This window comes from Salinisphaera japonica YTM-1, from assembly GCF_003788585.1.
Taxonomy (GTDB): domain Bacteria; phylum Pseudomonadota; class Gammaproteobacteria; order Nevskiales; family Salinisphaeraceae; genus Salinisphaera; species Salinisphaera japonica.
Window position 1 is genome coordinate 1 of sequence record NZ_AYKG01000022.1, and the last position, 19,588, is coordinate 19,588.

Genomic DNA, 19,588 nt, shown 5'->3' on the forward strand with positions numbered 1-19,588 from the left:
AGGGTTGGGCCGCAAATCGCGCCCTGCGGCGTTGCGAGTCTTGATCGTGGCACGCCACGACACGGCGACTCGCGCCTTGCAGGACACGATTTGCGGACGCCAACGCGGGCTCGCATGAAACGGCAACAGGCCCTAATACCGCCCGACAGACTCTCCGCACCTGGACGCCGGTGTCCAGGCGCGGGTGTCCAGACTGTCCACCGTGAACGTTCGCGTGGACACCGGATGAACAGCCTGCTGCGTCCGGCGTTCAATTAAATCAAAGACTTAGATGCTGCCTTAATCCTGGCATGTGCCTTGCGCCTCTTTTCGTACGTTACGAAAGGAGACAGTCGTGAAGGCAGCCGTGCTCAAAACATACGACCCCGAGGTGACCGATAGGCGCTGGGTCGAATATGAAGACGTCGCCGATCCGGCGATCGCGCATCCGCGAGAAGTGATCGTGCGCGTGGGCGGTGCCGGCGTGTGTCGCACCGATCTGCATGTGATCGAAGGTCTCTGGCAGGAAATTTCGGAAGTCCAGCTGCCCTACATCATGGGCCATGAAAACGCGGGCTGGGTCGAGGCGGTCGGCGCCGGCGTCACGGGCTTCAAACCGGGCGACGCGGTGATCTGTCATCCGCTGGTGACCTGTGGCCACGATCTGGCTTGCCGACGCGGTCACGACATGCAGTGCGAGGACCAAGCCTTCCCCGGGCTGACCCGCGACGGCGGCTACGCCGACTATCTGCGCACGCATGAACGCACGCTCGTGCGCCTGCCCGATACTTTGGCCCCGAAGGACGTGGCCCCGTATTCCGATGCCGGGCTGACCGCCTATCGCGCGGCCAAGAAAGCGGCCAAGCAGCTCGAGCCCGGTCAGACCGCGGTGATGATCGGCGCCGGCGGGCTGGGCCATATCGGCATCCAGGTGCTCCGGTCCCTGTGTGCAGCCGACATCATCGTGGTTGATCGTGCCGAAGGGGCACTCAAACACGCCGAGAACTTTGGTGTGGCCCATACCGTTCTGGCCGATGGCAACGAGATCGAGCGCGTGAAGGAGCTCACCAAGGGCTACGGCGCCGAGGCCGTCATCGATTTCGTGGGGGAGGGCAACGCCGTGGCCAACGGCCTGGCGATGACGCGTGACGCCGGGACGTATTACATCGTGGGCTACGGCGGCCGGCTGGAGATACCCACGATGGAGATGGTCGTCTCGGAAAAATCCATCGTCGGCAATCTCGTGGGCACTTATCCCGAACTGGTCGAGCTCATGGAGATGGCCGACCGCGGCCTGGTGGATCTCGCAACCCGCGAATACAAGCTCTCCGAGGCTAACCAGGCGCTGCACGATCTGGACGCCGGCCAGGTGCCGGGGCGTGCCGTACTCATTCCATAACCCAAAACCGACAATCTCAGGGCCAGAAGCCCATACAACGGATCGGCCGCCAGCGGTCGATCGCGAGCAGGAGGACAACATGTATACCGCACCCGACGGCGAGCAGTATTTCATCATCGACGGGCATATCCATTACTGGGATGCCAGCAAAGCCAATCAGAAGAACCGCCACGGCGAGGAGTTCGTCAACTGTTTCCATGATTATCAGAAAGGCCTGAGCCCGGATGAATACATCTGGGGCGACGAGAAATTCCGCAACTATGGCCGCGAGACGATGCTCGACGATCTGTTCGTCGACGGCTATGACGATATGGCTATCTTTCAGCCGACCTACCTCAAGGATTTCTATCACGAGGGCTTCAATACCACCGAGCGCTGCGATCTGATCAAGCAGGAGTTTCCCGAGCGCTTCATTCTCAACGGCTCGTTCGACCCCCGCGACGGCGCGGCCGCGCTGGATTACATCGATTATCTGGTCGATGACTATCAAATCGCCGGCATCAAGCTCTATACCGCCGAGTGGAAGGGCCAATCACGCGGCTGGAGTCTGAACGACGACTGGTCGTATCGCTGTCTGGAGCATTGTCAGAAGCGTGGCATCAAGAACATCCATATCCACAAGGGCCCGACGATTCTGCCGCTGGATCGGGACGCTTTCGACGTCAAGGACGTGGATCATGTCGCGACCGATTTTCCCGAGCTGAATTTCATCGTCGAGCATATCGGCCTGCCCCGGCTGGATGATTTCTGCTGGATCGCGACCCAGGAGCCCAACGTCTATGGCGGCATGGCGGTGGCGATGCCGTTCGTGCACGCCCGGCCCAAATACTTCGGCCGCATCATGTCCGAGCTGCTGTTCTGGATCGGCGAGGATCGCATCCTGTTCGGTAGCGACTATGCCATCTGGCACCCGCGCTGGCTGGTCGAGCAGTTCGTGGATTTCCAGATCCCCACGGAAATGGTCGAAGACACGGGCATCCAGCTCACGCCCGATATCAAACGCAAGGTGCTCGGCGAAAACGCGGCCCGGCTCTACGGCATCGATATCGAGGCCAAGAAGAAAGCGCTGGCCGGCGATGCCTTCGCCACGGCGGAGGTCGCGTGAACGCGCCCGCGCGGCGGGCCCAGGCGTGGGCGGCGATCGGCGAGGTCACCGATCCGGAGCTGGATCAATCGGTCACCGAGCTGGGCTTCATCACCGAGTTCGAGGTGGATGCGATCCGCGGTGACGTGAGCGTGGCCTATCGCCTGCCGACTTATTGGTGTGCCGCCAACTTCGCTTTCATGATGGGCAACGACATGGCCGAGCGGCTGGGCGAGTTGGCCTGGACGCAGCACGTTAGCGTGCGCCTGCTCGATCATTTCTATGCCGACGAAATCAACCGCGGGCTGGCCGACAACGCCTCGTTTCAGGATACCTGTGGCCACGAGGCCAGCGGCGGGCTCACCGAGCTGCGGGCGACGTTTCGCTATAAGGCCTTCATGTCGCGCCAGGAACGCCTGATGGGGTGGCTGCTCGCCCACGGTGTTTCTCGAGAAACACTCGTGGCCTGGACGGTCGCCGATCTGGCGGCGTACACGCTGACCGATGCCCGAGGCCTGCATCTGCGCGAGCGCTATCTGGCCATGCGCCGGTCGCATACGCCGGGGGATTTCAGCGGCCAGGGCTATCGCGGCGATGGCCGGGAAATCGCGTTCGTCACCGCCGCCGGCAAGGCCATTGCCGCCGACGATCTGGATGCCCATCGACGTCATATTCAATCGATTCGTATGAACAGCGAGTTCAACGCGACGTTGTGCAGTCGCGTGCTGGCCGTGCGCCAACGCGAAGTTGCCAGCACCGACAGCGCCGCGGGCCAGGCATTGGCGCGCTAAACCAATCGAAGAAACATAAACCGAGGAGAACAGCATGCAACTCGATAACCAAACAGCACTGATCACCGGCGCCGGCCGGGGTATTGGTCAGGGCATTGCGCTGGCCCTGGCACAAGCCGGTGCGAATATCGTGGCCGCGGACGTGGATCTCGCGATCGCCGAAGAGACCAGCGAGAAGGTCAAGGCACTCGGGCGCAAGTCGGCCGCCATTGAAGTCGACGTCACCCAGGCCGACTCGATCGAGGCGATGGTCAACGAAGCCGAATCCCGTGTTGGGCCGTTGGATATCGCGGTCAATAACGCCGGGGTGATCAGCATCATGGGCGTCGACAAACTTGACGCCGAGAAATGGGATTCGTTGATGGCAGTGAACGCGCGCGGGGTGTTTCTGTGTACCCAGGCCGAGATCAACGTGATGCGCCCGCGCCGGTTCGGCCGCGTGATCAACGTGTCCTCGATCTGCGGCAAGGTGGGCCTGCCCGATCTGTCGCACTACTGTGCCTCCAAGTTCGCCGTGGTCGGCTTTTCCAACGCGGTAGCCAAGGAAGTGGCCGACGAGGGCATCACCGTCAACGCGCTGTGCCCCGGCATCGTGGGCACCGGCATGTGGCGCGGTGAGCACGGGTTGGCCCATGCCTGGCGAGAAGAAGGCGAGTCCGAGGAAGACTCCTGGGCACGCCATCAGGCCACGTTCCTGCCGCAGGGCGTAGCCCAGACGCCCGAGGACATGGGCGGGCTGGCCGTCTATCTGGCCAGTGCCGAGCACGTGACCGGCCAGGCGATCGCCGTGGATGGCGGTTTCTCGTTGTAACGACAGCAGCAGACGGCCGGTCCAACTGCAGGGCCGGCCGTGGAGACTCTTCATGCCAGATGCAACCAACGCGCGCCGGCCCATGGTGTTTGCCAGCCCGTCGCGCTATATCCAGGGCGCCGATGCGTTGAATGAGGCCGGGGCCGCGATCGCGCGTCTCGGCGACAGTATTACGGTCATCGCCGACGATTTCGTTTGGGACATGGCCGGCAAGAAGCTGGCCACCAGTCTGAATACTGCGGATGTGACGTATGCCCGTGTCCGTTTCAACGGCGAGGCATCGAGCGCTGAAATCGAGCGTATTGCCGAGGATATCCGCAGTGCGGGCGTCAATACCGTGGTTGGCTTTGGCGGCGGCAAGACGATGGATACGGCCAAGGGTGTGGCCAATACGCTGGGGCTGGCGTGCGTGATTCTGCCGACCACGGCATCCACCGATGCGCCAACCAGCGCGCTATCGGTGATCTATACCGACGACGGGGCGTTCGAGGCGTATCGCTTCTATGAACGCAACCCGGATCTAGTGCTGGTCGACACCACGCTCATTGCGGCCGCCCCGACACGCTTTTTGGCCTCCGGTATCGCGGATGCCCTGGCGACCTGGATCGAGGCACGTGCCGTGGCCCAGGCCGGCGCACAGAACATGGTGGGTGGTCGGCCTACAATCCTCGGCACGGCCATTGCCGAGCGCTGTGAGGCGGTGTTGTTCGAGCATGCCGAGGCCGCTTTTACGGCCAATCAGGCCGGGGTCGTCACCCCCGCGCTGGACGCCGTGGTGGAGGCCAATACCCTGCTTTCGGGGCTGGGCTTTGAAAGCGGTGGTCTGGCCGTGGCCCATGCCGTGCACAACGGCTTCACCGCACTGCACGGCCCGATACATGAGCTCACACACGGTGAGAAGGTCGCCTACGGCACGCTCGTGCAACTCGTGCTTGAAGCGGCGCCAAGCGCCGAATTCGCGCGTTATCTCGCGCTCTATAAAACGCTCGATCTGCCGGTCACGCTGGCTGATGCCGGGCTCGAGAACGTCAGCGACGACGATCTGTATCGCGTGGCCGAAACCGCGCTTGCCGCGCCCGAGTCCAGCCATAACGTGGCCTATGCGCTTGCGCCGGCCGATATTGTGGCCGCGATCAAGGCCGTGGATGCGCTGGCCCGAAGATAGCCCAGGATGGGCAAGGTAGCCGATGGTCGAGTAGACGAGCGTGCTCACGTGACGAAGTCTGGGGTTGAACAACAATCATCGGCGCGGGCGGCCGCGCATGCCGTCGTAAAGCGCCGTATTGTCGCAAAGCCAGTGCCCGAGGCGCCGCTGCGGGCAACGGATTACGGTGAGCCTGTCATGTCACAGACCTTTGTCGCCGATGGCGCCGAGCCGGAACAGTTGCTGGCGGCCTACCAGCCGTTGCTGCAACAGAACGTTCGTGCCATTCGAGACTCCTGGCGCCGCTGTCGCTCGGCGGGGCTGGGTTGTGATGAGCGCCCGCGTGCACGGCGTGTTTCGGCGCGGCGTCTCGAGCGGCTCTATGCGGCAACGGCCGATGTGCGTTCGCTGGCGCTCGCCGAGATGCGGCTGTTGCATGATCAGCTGGGCGCGCGCGGCTTCACACTTACGCTGGCTGATCCGGACAGTGTGATCCTCGATTGCCTGCCCAGCGATGATCACTCGGTCAGCAGCGCCGGTGAGCTGGCGCCGGGTTACTGCTGGCTGGAGGACACCCACGGCACCAATGCGGTCGGCACCGCCGCGGCCGCCGGTCGTGTCGTGGTCGTTGCCGGCGCCGACCACTATCTTGAAACCTATCGTGGCCTGGTCTGTATCGCCACGCCGATCTTCGGCGCGGACGGCGAGCTGCGCGCGATCATCGATGCCACGGCTGAAACGGCCGTGGACTCGCACGCGCTGGCTTATACGCTGGGCCTGATGCAGATGGCCGGCGGGCATGTCCAGACCGAGCTGTTTCGGCAACGCCATCACGACGCGCACGTGGTGATGCTCGATATGAAGGTCGGCCCGGCAACACAGTCGGCCATCGCCCTGGCTTTCGAACCGGATGGGCGGCTGCGCGCGACGAGTGCCGGGGCGCGCCAGCTGTTTGCGCATGCCCTGATGGTGCCGGGTACCGATTTTTCGGCGCTGTTTCGTCAATCGCTCGACACGCTCGTCGATACGATTCGCCCGCCGGCCGGTTTTGTGGAGCTGGTCGATCACGACGGCCATTGGCTGACGGCCACGCTTTATCTCTGCCAGTCGCCGGCACCCGCCGATAGCCCCGCGGCGGGGGCGGGGCAGGCGCGCTATATCGCTGATGATGCCGACATCAAGGCCGCGCTGGATTTGGCGGGGCGGGCAAGCCGCTATCGCGTGCCCGTGCTTATCGAGGGCGAAACCGGAACTGGCAAGGAGCAGGCCGCGCGACACGTGCACTCGGCCAGCCAGCGCGTCGGCGAGTTCGTGGCCGTGAACTGTGCCGGCTTGGCGGCGGAGCTGATCGAGGCCGAACTGTTCGGCCATGCGCCGGGCGCTTATACCGGCGCCCGCGCCGAGGGCGGGCGCGGCCTGGTGCGCCAGGCCGACGGTGGCACGCTGTTTCTCGATGAAATCGGCGATATGCCGCATCGCCTACAGGCGCATCTGTTACGCCTGATCGATACCTGGGACGTACGCCCGGTGGGCAGCGATGTTTCGCAAACCGTGGATGTACAGCTCGTCACTGCGACCTATCGTGATCTCGATGCCGCGGTCGAGGCGGGCAGCTTTCGCGCTGATCTGTTGCATCGGATACGCGTGGCGCGTGTGTCGCTGGCCCCGCTGCGTGCGCGTTCGGATTGCCGCGCTATCGCGCAGGCGCTGCTGACCGGCGTGGATGAAAGCAAAACGTTGTCCGCCGATGCGCTGGCGGCCTTGGCCGCCCACGACTGGCCGGGCAATATTCGAGAACTGCGCAACGTGATCACACAGCTGGTGCTGGCCACGCCGGCACAGACGATCCCGGCCGATGCCGTGCACGCCTGCTTGCACCCGCGTGCCCCATGTAGCGCCACTGGCAGCCGCGCAAGCGCGGGTCAGGCGGTCGGCGATGACGATGTGCGCGAGGCCGTGGCCGCCGAGGCCGGCAACATCGCGGCGGCCGCTCGGCGACTCGGCGTATCGCGTACCACCGTGTACAAGCATTTGTCGGCAACACCATGAATTGTCGCGACAGCTTGCGGTAGCTGTGGCCCGACGGTTAACGTTCGCAGCGCCGACACACTGTCGGTTTCTGCCAACCGATCCGTCTGCGAGACCCGATGGCCACCACGCACGATCAGGACAGTGAACGCCTGCCGCTCAATGCCTTTGCCGAGAAGGCGTATCTCGACTATGCGATGTACGTCATCCTTGACCGGGCGCTGCCGCACGTCGGCGACGGCTTGAAGCCGGTCCAGCGGCGTATCGTCTATGCCATGAGCGAGCTGGGCCTGTCGGCGGCCTCCAAGCCCAAGAAGGCGGCGCGCACGGTGGGTGACGTGATCGGCAAGTTCCACCCGCACGGCGATTCGGCCTGCTACGAGGCCATGGTGATCATGGCCCAGCCTTTCACCTATCGCTATCCGCTGGTCGACGGGCAGGGCAACTGGGGCACGGCGGATGATCCGAAATCGTTCGCGGCCATGCGCTACACCGAGTCGCGCCTGACCGGCTATGCCGCCACGCTGCTGGCCGAGCTGGGCCAGGGCACCGTCGATTGGCAGCCCAACTTCGACGGCACGCTGGACGAGCCGGCCACGTTGCCCGCGCGCCTGCCCAACGTGCTTTTGAACGGCGGCACGGGCATCGCCGTGGGCATGGCCACCGATATTCCGCCGCACAACCTGCGCGAGGTGGCCGCCGCGACGATTCATCTGTTGGCGCATCCGGAGGCCGATCTCGACGCCCTGATGACCCACATGCCGGCCCCGGATTTCCCGACCGGCGCAGAAATCATCACCCCGGCCGCCGAGCTGCGCCGGCTCTATGCCACGGGCAATGGCCAGATCAAGGTACGCGCGACTTATCAGATCGAGGCCGGCGAGGTGGTGATCGATGCGCTGCCGTTTCAGACCTCGGGCGCCAAGGTGCTGGAACAGATCGCGGCACAGATGGCGGCCAAGAAGCTGCCGATGGTCTCGGACCTGCGCGACGAGTCGGATCATGAAAACCCGACCCGCCTGGTGATCGTGCCGCGCAGCAACCGCGTGGATACCGAGGCCATGATGGCGCATCTGTTCGCCACCACCGGGCTGGAAAAGAACGTCCGCGCTAATATCAACGTCATCGGCCTGGACGGCGCGCCCCAGGTCAAGAATCTGCGGGATCTGCTGGCCGAATGGTTGAGCTATCGTACGGCCACGGTACGCCGGCGCCTGGAATACCGGCTGGATCAGGTCGTCGACCGGCTGCATATCCTCGAAGGGTTGCTGACGGCGTATCTGAACATCGACGAGGTGATTCATATCATCCGCACCGAAGATGAGCCGCGGGACGTGATGATGGCGCGTTTCGAGATCACTGACGTGCAGGCCGATGCGATCCTCAACCTGCGCCTGCGCCACTTGATGAAGCTCGAAGAGTTCAAGATCCGCGGCGAGCAGGACACCCTGGACGCCGAGCGCAAGAAACTCGAAGCGCTCCTGGGCTCGGAGAAAAAACTCAAGAAACTGATCGCCGACGAGATCACCGCCGACGCCGAGACCTACGGCGACGAGCGCCGCAGCCGGCTGGTTGCGCGCGAACAGGCCCGTGCCTTGTCCGAGGCGGATCTGTTACCCAGCGAAGCCGTGACCGTCGTGCTCTCGCGCGAAGGCTGGATCCGGGCGGCCAAGGGCCACGACGTCGACCCCGAGGGCTTGAACTATCGCACGGGCGATGCGTATCTGGCGCATGCGGCGGGCCGTACCAATCAGGCGCTCATCGTGCTGGATTCGACCGGGCGCAGTTATAGCCTGGCCGCGCACAAGCTGCCCTCGGCCCGCGGCCAGGGCGAGCCCTTGACCGGCTCGCTCAACCCGGCCAACGGCGCGCGTTTCGTGGGTGTGGCCATCGGCGACGAGACGCTGACCTGTGTTCTGGCCTCGACCGCCGGTAACGGGTTCGCAACGACGCTGGCCGATATGGCCAGCCGCCAGAAAGCGGGCAAGGCCACGCTGTCGCCGGGCAAGAACGGGGCATCGCTCGCGCCGACGACCACGGCCGCCGATGAGGCCGAGCTGTGCGTGGTGACCAGTGCCGGGCATCTGTTGTGCGTGGCCCTGGCCGATCTGCCACAGCTTGCCAAGGGCAAGGGCAACAAGCTGATCGCGCTCAAGACTGGTGAAAGCATCGTGGCCGTTCAGGCCCTGGCGCGCACGGCCACGCTGATCGTCTACAGCGGCAAGCGCTACAAGAGCCTGAAATCGGCCGAGCGCGAGGCCTATCGCGGGGCACGTGCCGCGCGCGGCCAGCAGCTGCCGCGTGGGTTCACCTCGGTGCATGCGCTCGGGGTGGACGGGTAGCCGAAAACGCTCGAATGTTCTAGCGTCTGAGCACAAGACACGTGTGGGGGCACGTCGAGCGTGCGAGGGCTGGCAGGCGATATACGGCTGATTGCCGCGGCGAGCGTGCTCGTCGTGCTGCTAATCTATCGCCTGCCCACGCTGGTCTCACCGCTCTGGTGTGTGCCGCTGCTGATCGTCTGTCTGTGGCGCTTCCCCGGGCGCATGCTGGTGGCCACGCTCGGTTTGATCGCCGCCTGGACGCTCGTGGATGCCCAATGGCGCATGGCCGATCGCCTGCCCGTTGCCCGTGACGGCACGGTCACGCAGGTGCGCGGGCATGTCGTGACCTTGCCCGAAGTGGAACCCACGCGAACCCGGTTTCGTGTGGCCGGTGACGATGGTCGCCGATATCGTCTGTCCTGGTATCGCGATGCACCGGCGTTGCAGGCCGGAGACTGTATGGCCGTTCGTGCCAAACTCTCCACGCCGCACGGCTCGGCCAATCCCGGCGGCTTTGATTACACCGCCTGGCTCTGGCGTGAGGGCATCGATGCCACGGGCTATGTGAAACAGGATCTGGGCTGTAGCGCCGGGCCCGTGTATTCGCTGGACCGGCTGCGCGGGGCGGCCCTGGCCCGTATCGCGCCTGTGCTGGAGGCCTCGCCAATGAGGGGCATCGTCGAGGCCTTGAGCCTTGGCGTGCGCCAGCATATCGATGATGACCAGTGGGCGGTGCTGCGAGCGACCGGCACCTCTCATCTGGTGGCGATTTCCGGGCTGCATATCGGCCTGATCGCCGGGCTGCTTTTCCTTGTGGCGCGTTGGCTGGCGCTGCGTAGCCCGGCACGGTTTCATGCGCGTGTGATCGCCTGTGGTCTGGCGTTTATCGGCGCCTGTGGCTATGCCGGCCTGGCCGGCTGGGCATTGCCGACACAGCGCGCTCTGGTCATGGTCAGCGTCGGACTGCTGGCAGTCGCCGTGGAGCGCGAGATCGGTGCATCGCGTGCGTTGGCCGCGGCCGCTCTGGCCGTGATCGTTGTCGCGCCGCCGTCGGTCACCGCGCCCGGTTTCTGGCTCTCGTTCGGCGCGGTGGCCTGGCTAATCGTGCTGGCCGGCTGGATACGCGGGCCGTGGTGGGCCCGCTGGATCGGCTATCAGCTGGGGCTGGTGGCCGCTCTGGCCCCGATAACGCTCTGGTTCTTCGGCCAGGCATCGCTCATCGCGCCCTTGATCAACGGGCTGCTCATTCCGGCTGCGACGGTCTTCGTGCCGGCGGTGCTGCTGGCGGTGTTGGCAGCGCTCGTCGCGCCCGGGCCGGGCGGGCTTGTGCTGGGCTGGGTCGCACAGGCGCTCGATATCGGCTGGCAAGGCCTGGCGTGGGCCGCCCACTTCGAGCTGGCCGCGCTGGCCAGCGTGCTCTCGGCCCTCGTGGTGCTCGTGTTGGCGATGACGGGGGTGGGGTGGCTGGCCTTGCCGCTACCGGTACGGCTGCGTGCGCTCGGGCTGTGGCTGTTGTTACCGCTGGTGCTGGGGGTACGGCCGGGCACGGCGCCGCCGGCCGCCGGGGCGTTCACCGTTGATGTACTCGACGTTGGCCAGGGCTTGTCGACGGTCGTACGCACGGCCGCCCACACGCTGGTATTCGATGCCGGGCCGGCCTATCGCAGCGGCTTTGATGCCGGGGCGATGCTCGTGGCACCGTTTCTCAGCCACGTGGGCGTCCGGCGGATCGATGCCTTGATGATCAGCCACGGGGATATGGATCATATCGGCGGGGCAGCCGCGCTGGCCGAGCGTTTTCCGATCGGCCGGCGGCTCGGGGCCGAGAGCGCACGGCCCTGTCGCGCCGGGATGGCCTGGCGCTGGGACGGCGTATCGTTTCATGTGCTGGCCCCGGCGCCAGGGCGCGCCGTGATTGATGATAACGACGCCTCGTGTGTACTGCGGGTCAGCGCGCGTGGTCGAAGCGTGTTGCTGACCGGCGATATCGAGAAGGCCGCCGAGCGCGCGCTGGTGGCGGCCTGGCCGAGGGATGCTCTGGCAAGTGATGTGCTGATCGTGCCGCATCATGGCAGTGCGACATCGTCATCGGGTGTGTTGCTGGACGCCGTGGCGCCACGGGCGGCGGTGATATCCAGCGGCTGGCACAACCGCTGGGGCTTTCCCAGGCCGGGCGTCATGGCCCGCTACGCGGCGCGCGATATCCGGCTTTACAACACGGCCATGGCCGGGCGGGTTCGTGTGACCTGGCCATCCGGCGTGCTTCGTATTCAGCGTTGGCGCAGCCAGGCGCCGCGCTTCTGGCAGACACCGTGATGTCGTATCGTCCAGATGCACGCGCGCCGGCTGGCCCCGGGCCGGGCGCGTCTTTATCATGCAACGTCCATCGGCACGTCGAGGCCCGTCCGCAGGCGATCGACGACAGGGAGCGCGGCACGTGGCCAGCAAGAAAAAGATCCATACCGATATGCCGCTGGGCGAGATCTATCCGCGGCTGTTGCGCTATAGCTTTCGCTACAAGGGCTGGTTGGGTCTGGCGGGGCTCGGCATGGCGCTCTATGCCGGTGCCGACACGGCGCTGATCTATATCCTCAAGCCGCTGCTGGACGGCAGCATCGTGGATCGCGATCCGTGGATGATCCACTGGATTCCGTTTTTCATGCTGGGGCTGTTCATCGGTCGAGGCATTGCCGGCTTTCTATCGAGCTACGGCATGAGCTGGGTGGCCAATCGGGTCGTCTATAACGTACGCACCGACGTGTTCGACAAGTTTCTGAAGCTGCCGGCGGCGTTTTTCGACAAGAACGCCACCGGTCGCACCACGGCGATGTTGACCTACTACACCAGCCAGATTTCAGGCGCGGCGACGAGTGCGATCACCATCATGGTTCAGGACTCGCTGCGCGTGGTGGGCTTCACCCTGCTGATGTTCTGGGTGAACTGGTCGCTGGCACTGATCACGCTGCTGGTCGGGCCGGTCATTGCCCTCGTGGTCAATCTCGTGTCCAAGCGTTTTCGGCGTTACAGCGTGAGCATCCAGCAATCGATGGGCGATATCACGCACATCAGTGAAGAGGTGCTGATCGGCCAGCGCGTGGTCAAGGTCTTCGGCGGCGAGGGCCACGAGCGCGAGGCCTTCGAGCGGGTCAACGGCAAGAACCAGCGCATGGCCATGCGCAAGGCCACCACGAGTGCCGCCAGCGTGCCGGTGATTCAGTTCATTGCCGCGATCGCCATTGCCTTCGTGGTCGGCATCGCCGTACGCGATACCGGCGGTGGGGTGATGACGCCGGGGGATCTGGCCACGTTCTTCGGCGCGATGATGGGCATGATGGGCCCGATCAAGCGCCTGACCAGCGTCAACGCCACCATCCAGTCCGGCATGGCCGCGGCCGGGGCGATCTTCGAGCTGATTGATGAACCGGGCGAGCCCGATGACGGCGACCGGTCGATTGCGCGCGCACGCGGCTCGATCGTGTTCGATGATGTCTCGTTTGCCTATCCGTCGAGCGAGCATGACGTGTTGCGCGGTATCGGCTTTTCGGTCGAGCCGGGTCAGACCGTGGCGTTTGTCGGGCGCTCGGGCAGCGGCAAGTCGACGTTGTTATCACTGTTGCCGCGATTCTATGATTATGACCGCGGCGAGATTCGTCTGGATACGCATGCGATCACTGACTATCGACTGGCCGATCTTCGCCGCCAGATCAGCCTGGTTGACCAGAACGTGGTGCTTTTCAACGACACCATCGCCGGCAATATCGCCTATGGCTCGCTGGGCGGCATCGAGCGGGCTCAGGTCGAGGATGCCGCACGCCGGGCCTACGCCGCGGACTTCATCGAGGCATTGCCCAAGGGCTACGACACCAAGGTGGGCCAGAACGGCATCATGCTCTCCGGCGGCCAGCGCCAGCGTATCGCCATTGCCCGGGCCTTGCTCAAGGACGCGCCGATCCTGATTCTCGACGAGGCCACCTCGGCGCTGGATACCGAGTCCGAGCGTGCGATTCAGCAAGGCCTGGATAATCTCATGCGCGACCGAACCACGCTGGTCATCGCGCATCGGCTGTCCACGATTCAGGACGCCGATCGTATCGTGGTCATGCACGACGGCGCGCTGGTCGAGCAGGGCGATCACGCCACGCTCATGGCCCACGGCGGGCACTATCGCAGCCTGCACGATATCCAGTTCTCCCGGCCCGACGCGCTATAGAACGTGTCGTCACGACGTTCTAGCGCCGGCGTGTGGCAAGCGTTGGCGCAGCGTATCCAGGCGCGATGGTATGCCCGATCAGCCTATATGGCGCTGATGCCGTTGGCGTGCCTGTATGGCGCGTTGGTCTGGCTACGCCGAAAAGCCTATGAAAACGGGGTGTTCAAGACCCGGCGCGTCGCGCGACCGGTGATCGTGGTGGGCAATATCACCGTCGGCGGCAGCGGGAAGACGCCGTTGGTGATTGCCCTGGTCACGCGCCTGGCGGCTCGTGGCGTGCGGGCTGGCGTGGTGTCGCGCGGTTACGGCGGGCGCGCGGCAACGTATCCGCTGGCCGTGGATGCGAATACCGCGCCGGCCCAGGCCGGCGATGAGCCGGTACTGATCGCCACGCGCACGGGTGCGCCGGTTGTTGTGGCACCCGACCGCGTGGCGGCCGCGCAGGCGCTGTGCGCAGCCCACCCGGATATCGACGTGATCGTGGCCGATGACGGTCTGCAGCACTACCGGCTGGCCCGCCAGGCCGAGATCGCCGTGCGCGACGCCGCCCGCGGTTATGGCAACGGCTGGCTGTTGCCCGCGGGACCGCTGCGTGAGCCTTTGGCGCGCTTGGCGCGGGTGGATCTGGAAGCCGCACACGGCGCCGGCGGTGATTATCAACTGACCGTTCGCGCGGCACGGCGACTGGTCGACGACGCACGCTGCGCCCTGGATGATTTTGCCTGCCAGACGGTGCATGCCGTGGCCGGTATCGGGGATCCGGCCCGTTTTTTCGCGGCACTGACGGCCCACGGGCTCGATGTGAAAGCACACCCCATGCCCGATCATCACCGCTATACGCCAGCCGATCTGGTTTTTGGCGACGACCGGCCCGTGTTGATGACCGAAAAGGATGCCATCAAGTGTCGCGACATGACGGATTCACGGCTCTGGGCCGTACCGGCCGATGCGGTCCTGAGTGATGACTTCGCTGCCCGCCTTGACGGCTTGATCGCGCCGTTTTTCGAACCGACCCACAAAGAGAATCGCTGATGTCTTTCCATGTCGTTATCCCGGCCCGGCTGGCCAGTACGCGGCTGCCGGGCAAGGTTCTGCGTCCGATCGCCGGTCGCCCGATGATCGCCCATGTCTGTGCCGCGGCACGGGCCAGCCGGGCGGCCTCGGTCTGGGTGGCCACCGACGATGAGGACGTGGCCGCTGTGGCCCGTGAGGCCGGCGCCAGTGTGGCCATGACCCGTGCCGATCACTTATGTGGCAGTGATCGTATCGCCGAGGCGGTGTCGGCCATGGGCCTGGCCCCGGAAGCGATTGTGGTCAACGTACAGGCCGACGAGCCGATGATGCCGCCGGCCTTGATCGACCAGGTCGGCATCGCCCTGGTCCAGGACACCGAGGCCCAGATCGCCACCGCGGCCACGCCGATCACAAGCCATGAGGAATGGGCCAACCCCAACGTGGTCAAGGCCGTGGGCGCCGGCGGCCGGGCGCTGTATTTCTCACGCGCGCCGATACCGTTTCATCGCGACAGCGCCAATACCGATTTCTCGGCCGGCCGGCGGCATCTGGGCATCTATGCGTATCGCGTGGGGGCATTGGTCCGTTTTGCGGCCGCGCCGCCGGGTGTACTGGAACAGATCGAGTCACTGGAGCAGCTGCGCGCTTTCGAGCTCGGGTTTCAGCTGAGCCTGGTGGATGCGATCGCCTTGCCGGGCCCGGGCGTGGATACCGAGGCCGATTTGATTGAAGTCGAACAGAGGATGACCAACCCATGAACCAGAATAATGCCCGTCTGTCAGTGATGATGGTCTGCCTGGGCAATATCTGTCGCTCGCCGACCGCGCACGGTCTGCTGCGCCAGCGACTGGCCGAGGCCGGGCTCGCGGATGCGGTTCACGTGGCGTCTTCGGGCACGGGCACCTGGCATATCGGTTCGGCGCCGGATGCGCGTGCCCGCGCCGAGGCGGCGGCCCACGGTATCGATATTGCCGATCTGCGAGCCCAGAAGATTGAGCCGGGCGATCTGGATCGTTTCGATTATGTGATTGCCATGGATCATGACAATCAGGCGGATCTGCTGGCGCTGGCCGGTAACGATACATCACGGCGTAACCGTGTCCATCTGCTGGGCGATTTCAGCGCGCAATACGCCGGCCAACCCGTGGGTGATCCGTATTATGGCGGGGATGCGGGTTTTGCCCAGGTCTTTGCGATGATCGATACCTGCGTTACCGCCCTGACCGAGCGGCTGGCCGACGAACTCGGCCGCGCCGGCAAAGGCTGACGGCGCGGCTTTCGCCGCGCATAAAAAAGGCCGCTCGAAAGCGGCCTGTTCTATCCGAGCATACCGCGCTTAACGCGCCGAGCCCGTTTCGTCGTCGTTGTCGTCCAGCGGGTCGTCCGTACCGTCAGCGGCGTTATCGTCGGTCGCCTCAGTTTCATCAGCCGGCGTATCGGCGGATGAATCGGCCGGCGACGTATCCGGCTCGGCCGGGCGTTGCGCAGCGGGCCGGGTTTCGACCTGGACGGGATCCGGGGTTTCATCGGTCGTCGCCTGACTGGCGGCCTCGTCGGCCTGATCGGGCTCAGACGCTGCTACGGGCTCATCAGACGCACGCTCCGGCGTGGCTTCGTCGGTAGTGCTTACCGGTGCGGGCTCGGCGGCCGGGCTCGAGTCGTCTTCAGCGACTGGCGATTCGGCAACGGCTTTGGCCGGCTGCTGATCGCTCTCGATTTCCGGAGTCGGTGCAGGGGCATCGGCTACGGTCTCGTTGGCCTCGGTGTCGCCGCTCGTATCGGTCTCTGCCTCGGTGGCAGCGGCGCTGTTCTTGCGCTTGCGCGGGCGACGCGGCCGGGTCTTTTTCGGCGTGGCGGCAGGCGCGTCGTCGGTTGTCGGCGTGTTGTCGTCGGCCTCGGCTGCCGGGGTCGCCGGCTCGGCCGCCGGGGCCACGGCCGGCTTGTCGACCGTCGAGGCGCCGGCTGCGTTCGAGGCACGCCGGGCGTTGTCGCTGGCGGTCACCGCCGACCAGGGCTCGTCCTTGGGCTCGGGTTTTTTCTTGCCCGAGGCCGGCTTGGCCGCGGCTTGCGGCGCGTCAGCTTCGGTGGCCTTGTCTGCGCCCGGTGATTCATCAGACGGCTGTTCGGCCGTCTCGGCTGGGCGCGGCTTGTTCTTGCCACCACGGTCACGGCCGTTCGATGCGTTCTGATCGGCATCGTTGTTCGACGAGGCCGCGTCTTTGTCGTCCGCCGCGTCGTTGGCCGTATTCGGCTTGTCTGACGTATCCGGCGCGGGGGCCTCGGCCGTGCTGTCATTGGCTTGACCGGGCCGGTGCTGTTGGGCCGCCCGGCGCGCCGAGGCTTTCTCGATGTTGTGACGCGCCCGGCTCTTGTCGTCCAGCGTATCGGCAGGCGCGATCAGGTCGGCCTCTGGCTCGGGTGTGGCCGGAGCAGGCTTGTTTTTCTGTGCATTGCCCGGGTTGGCCGGCTTGTTATTGCCCGGTGCGTTGTTTTTCTTGTTCTGGCCGCCTTGCCCGCCGGGTGTGTTGTCCGGCTTGTCGGCCTCGTCTGACACCGGCTGAGCGTCTGTCTCGGCGTTGTTGTCGTTGGCGTTGTCGTCGTTCTGACGCCGATTGCGCCCGCGCCCGCCGCGACGTCGGCCGCCACGACGGCCTTGGTTACGACGATTGTTGTCGTCGCTGTCGTCGTCGGTTTCGTTTGATTGCGCCGTGTCTGCTTTTGCCGGTTTGGCGCCACCGTTGTTCTTGTCGTGGTTCTTGCCGTTGTCCTGGCCATTGTTCTGACCGTCTTTTTGGCCGTCTTTCTGGCCGTTATCTTTTTTCGACTTGTCGTTGTTACCGCGATTCTTGGCCGGTGCGGCTTTCTGTTTCGGCTGCGAGGGTTCGGCCGGCGCGGGTTGTTGGGTGTCGTGGGGCAGGGCGTCGCGTTGTTGGTCCTGACCCATTTCGCCTTCGCCGCCGAAGATACGACGGAAGGCATCCCAGAGCTGTTGCCAGGCGGTCGGCGGGTTGTTCATCTGCCCGGCGGTCATGCCGGTGACCTCGGCCGGGGCCCGTTGATCGACCACCGGCGCATCCGGGCGCGCCACGCGTTTGACGGCCGGCTCTTCGCGTTTGGCGCGCAGGGCCGCGTGGTCGGGCTCGGCCGGTTTCTCGATATCCACCTGCGTATCCAGCTTGTGGCTGGCCACGCCGTTTTCGTCTTCTTCGAGCTGGTCGGCACGAATACGCTTGATCTCGTAATGCGGGGTTTCCAGCTCGACGTTGGGCACGAGCGTGACCCGCGTCTTGGCCCGGTTTTCCACGCTTTCCAGATCGGCGCGTTTTTCGTTGAGCAGAAAGCTGGCTACGGGAACAGGCAGTTGCACGACGACACGACCGGTCCCCGGCTTCATGGCCTCTTCTTCGAGCAGGCGCAGGATCGACAGCGACAACGACTCCACGCTACGGATCGAGCCGCGGCCCAAGCAGCGCGGGCAGACGTGGCTGGAGTATTCGGACAGGCTCGGTTTCAAGCGCTGGCGCGACATTTCCAGCAGGCCAAAGCGTGAGATCCGCCCGATCTGTACCCGGGCGCGATCGGATTTGGCGGCCTGCTTGAGCCGGTTCTCGACCTCGCGCTGGTTCTTGGCGTTCTCCATGTCGATGAAGTCGATGACCACCAGGCCACCGAGATCCCGAATCCGCAGCTGGCGGGCGACCTCTTCGGCGGCCTCCACGTTGGTATTGAACGCGGTCTCCTCGATGCCGCCGCCCTTGGTGGCCCGCGCCGAGTTGATATCGACCGAGGTCATGGCCTCGGTGTGATCGATCACGATCGAGCCGCCGGAGGGCAGGGTGACCTCGCGCTCGAAGGCCGACTCGATCTGGGATTCGACCTGAAAGCGCGTGAACAGCGGGGTGTTGTCGGTGTAGTGCTTGAGCTTGTTCAGGGCATGCGGCATGACCTGTTTCATGAACTCTTCGCCGGTCTCGTAGACCTCGGGCTGATCGATGAGCACTTCACCGATGTCATCACGCAGGTAGTCACGCAGCGCGCGGATGATGACGTTGGATTCCTGATAGACCAGGAACGGCGCCTTGTCGGCCTCGGCGGCCTCGTTGATGGCGTTCCAGACGTTGACCAGGTAATCCAGATCCCATTGCAGCTCTTCCGAGCCGCGGCCGACACCGGCGGTGCGCACGATCACGCCCATGCCGTTGGGCACCATGACCTGATTGAGCGCTTCGCGCAGCTCGTTGCGCTCTTCGCCCTCGATACGACGCGACACGCCCCCGGCCTTGGGATTGTTGGGCATCAGGACGAGATAGCGTCCGGCCAGGCTCACGTAGGTGGTGAGGGCGGCGCCCTTGTTGCCGCGCTCTTCTTTTTCCACCTGCACGATGATTTCCTGGCCCTCGGCCAGCATGTGCTTGGTGTTGTTCTCGCCGGCGCTTTGAACATAGCCCTTGGCGACTTCCTTCAGGGGCAGGAAACCGTGGCGATTGCCGCCGTAGTCGATGAAAGCGGCTTCCAGCGACGGCTCGACGCGGGTTACGCGTCCTTTATAGACGTTGGCCTTGCGTTGTTCGCGGGAGCCGACTTCGATATCCAGATCATGCAGTTTCTGTCCATCGACGATCGCCACGCGCAGCTCTTCGGGCTGGGTGGCGTTGACCAAAATACGTTTCATTGTGGGGTATCCGGTAACGCGCTCGACTGGCTGGCCGCCTCGCGCCTGCGATTAAATATCCGCGGCGCGTATCCGCGACATCGGCCGTCTTGCGCGTCGCTTGAATCAGCACGAGCAGCAGCGAGATGAAGG

Annotated in this window: 13 protein-coding genes; 12 read left to right on the forward strand and 1 reads right to left on the reverse strand. The window is 64.9% G+C overall.

Annotated elements, in window-relative coordinates:
* Positions 1-334: 334 nt before the first annotated feature.
* From SAJA_RS07810 to SAJA_RS07865, 12 genes are all read left to right on the forward strand, one after another.
* A complete protein-coding gene (locus SAJA_RS07810) occupies positions 335-1,378 on the forward strand; it encodes an NAD(P)-dependent alcohol dehydrogenase (protein WP_123658115.1) in 1,044 nt (347 codons plus the stop codon).
* A 79-nt stretch (positions 1,379-1,457) separates the two neighbouring features.
* The gene (locus SAJA_RS07815) at positions 1,458-2,483 is read left to right on the forward strand and encodes an amidohydrolase family protein (RefSeq protein ID WP_123658116.1); all 1,026 of its coding nucleotides are present in this window, start codon (positions 1,458-1,460) and stop codon (positions 2,481-2,483) included.
* The gene (locus SAJA_RS07820) at positions 2,480-3,253 is read left to right on the forward strand and encodes an iron-sulfur cluster assembly protein (RefSeq protein ID WP_123658117.1); all 774 of its coding nucleotides are present in this window, start codon (positions 2,480-2,482) and stop codon (positions 3,251-3,253) included. The genes SAJA_RS07815 and SAJA_RS07820 overlap by 4 nt, the downstream gene beginning before the upstream one ends.
* Before the next feature lie 34 nt (positions 3,254-3,287).
* Complete coding sequence (locus SAJA_RS07825; RefSeq protein ID WP_123658118.1) at positions 3,288-4,064, forward strand: SDR family NAD(P)-dependent oxidoreductase; 777 nt, start codon at positions 3,288-3,290, stop codon at positions 4,062-4,064.
* Positions 4,065-4,116: 52 nt separating this feature from the next.
* On the forward strand, positions 4,117-5,229 hold the full coding sequence (locus tag SAJA_RS07830; protein ID WP_245963263.1) for a glycerol dehydrogenase: 1,113 nt from the start codon (positions 4,117-4,119) through the stop codon (positions 5,227-5,229).
* 177 nt (positions 5,230-5,406) lie between these two features.
* The gene (locus SAJA_RS07835) at positions 5,407-7,257 is read left to right on the forward strand and encodes a sigma-54-dependent Fis family transcriptional regulator (protein ID WP_184999798.1); all 1,851 of its coding nucleotides are present in this window, start codon (positions 5,407-5,409) and stop codon (positions 7,255-7,257) included.
* Between the two features lie 98 nt (positions 7,258-7,355).
* Complete coding sequence (gene parC, locus SAJA_RS07840) at positions 7,356-9,578, forward strand: DNA topoisomerase IV subunit A (protein ID WP_123658120.1); 2,223 nt, start codon at positions 7,356-7,358, stop codon at positions 9,576-9,578.
* 60 nt (positions 9,579-9,638) lie between these two features.
* A complete protein-coding gene (locus SAJA_RS07845) occupies positions 9,639-11,876 on the forward strand; it encodes a DNA internalization-related competence protein ComEC/Rec2 (RefSeq protein ID WP_123658121.1) in 2,238 nt (745 codons plus the stop codon).
* Positions 11,877-11,997: 121 nt separating this feature from the next.
* Positions 11,998-13,770: a lipid A export permease/ATP-binding protein MsbA gene (msbA, locus tag SAJA_RS07850; RefSeq protein WP_245963264.1), complete on the forward strand. Its 1,773-nt coding sequence runs from the start codon at positions 11,998-12,000 to the stop codon at positions 13,768-13,770.
* Positions 13,771-13,773: 3 nt separating this feature from the next.
* Positions 13,774-14,802, forward strand: coding sequence for a tetraacyldisaccharide 4'-kinase (gene lpxK / locus SAJA_RS07855; protein WP_221180167.1), 1,029 nt, complete (start codon positions 13,774-13,776; stop codon positions 14,800-14,802).
* A complete protein-coding gene (gene kdsB, locus SAJA_RS07860) occupies positions 14,802-15,542 on the forward strand; it encodes a 3-deoxy-manno-octulosonate cytidylyltransferase (protein ID WP_123658122.1) in 741 nt (246 codons plus the stop codon). Before lpxK ends, kdsB begins: the two co-directional genes overlap by 1 nt.
* The gene (locus SAJA_RS07865) at positions 15,539-16,051 is read left to right on the forward strand and encodes a low molecular weight protein-tyrosine-phosphatase (protein WP_123658123.1); all 513 of its coding nucleotides are present in this window, start codon (positions 15,539-15,541) and stop codon (positions 16,049-16,051) included. The genes kdsB and SAJA_RS07865 overlap by 4 nt, the downstream gene beginning before the upstream one ends.
* Before the next feature lie 69 nt (positions 16,052-16,120).
* On the opposite strand, the gene SAJA_RS07870 is transcribed toward SAJA_RS07865, so the two are convergent.
* Complete coding sequence (locus tag SAJA_RS07870) at positions 16,121-19,456, reverse strand: Rne/Rng family ribonuclease (RefSeq protein WP_123658124.1); 3,336 nt, start codon at positions 19,454-19,456, stop codon at positions 16,121-16,123.
* Positions 19,457-19,588: the final 132 nt, after the last annotated feature.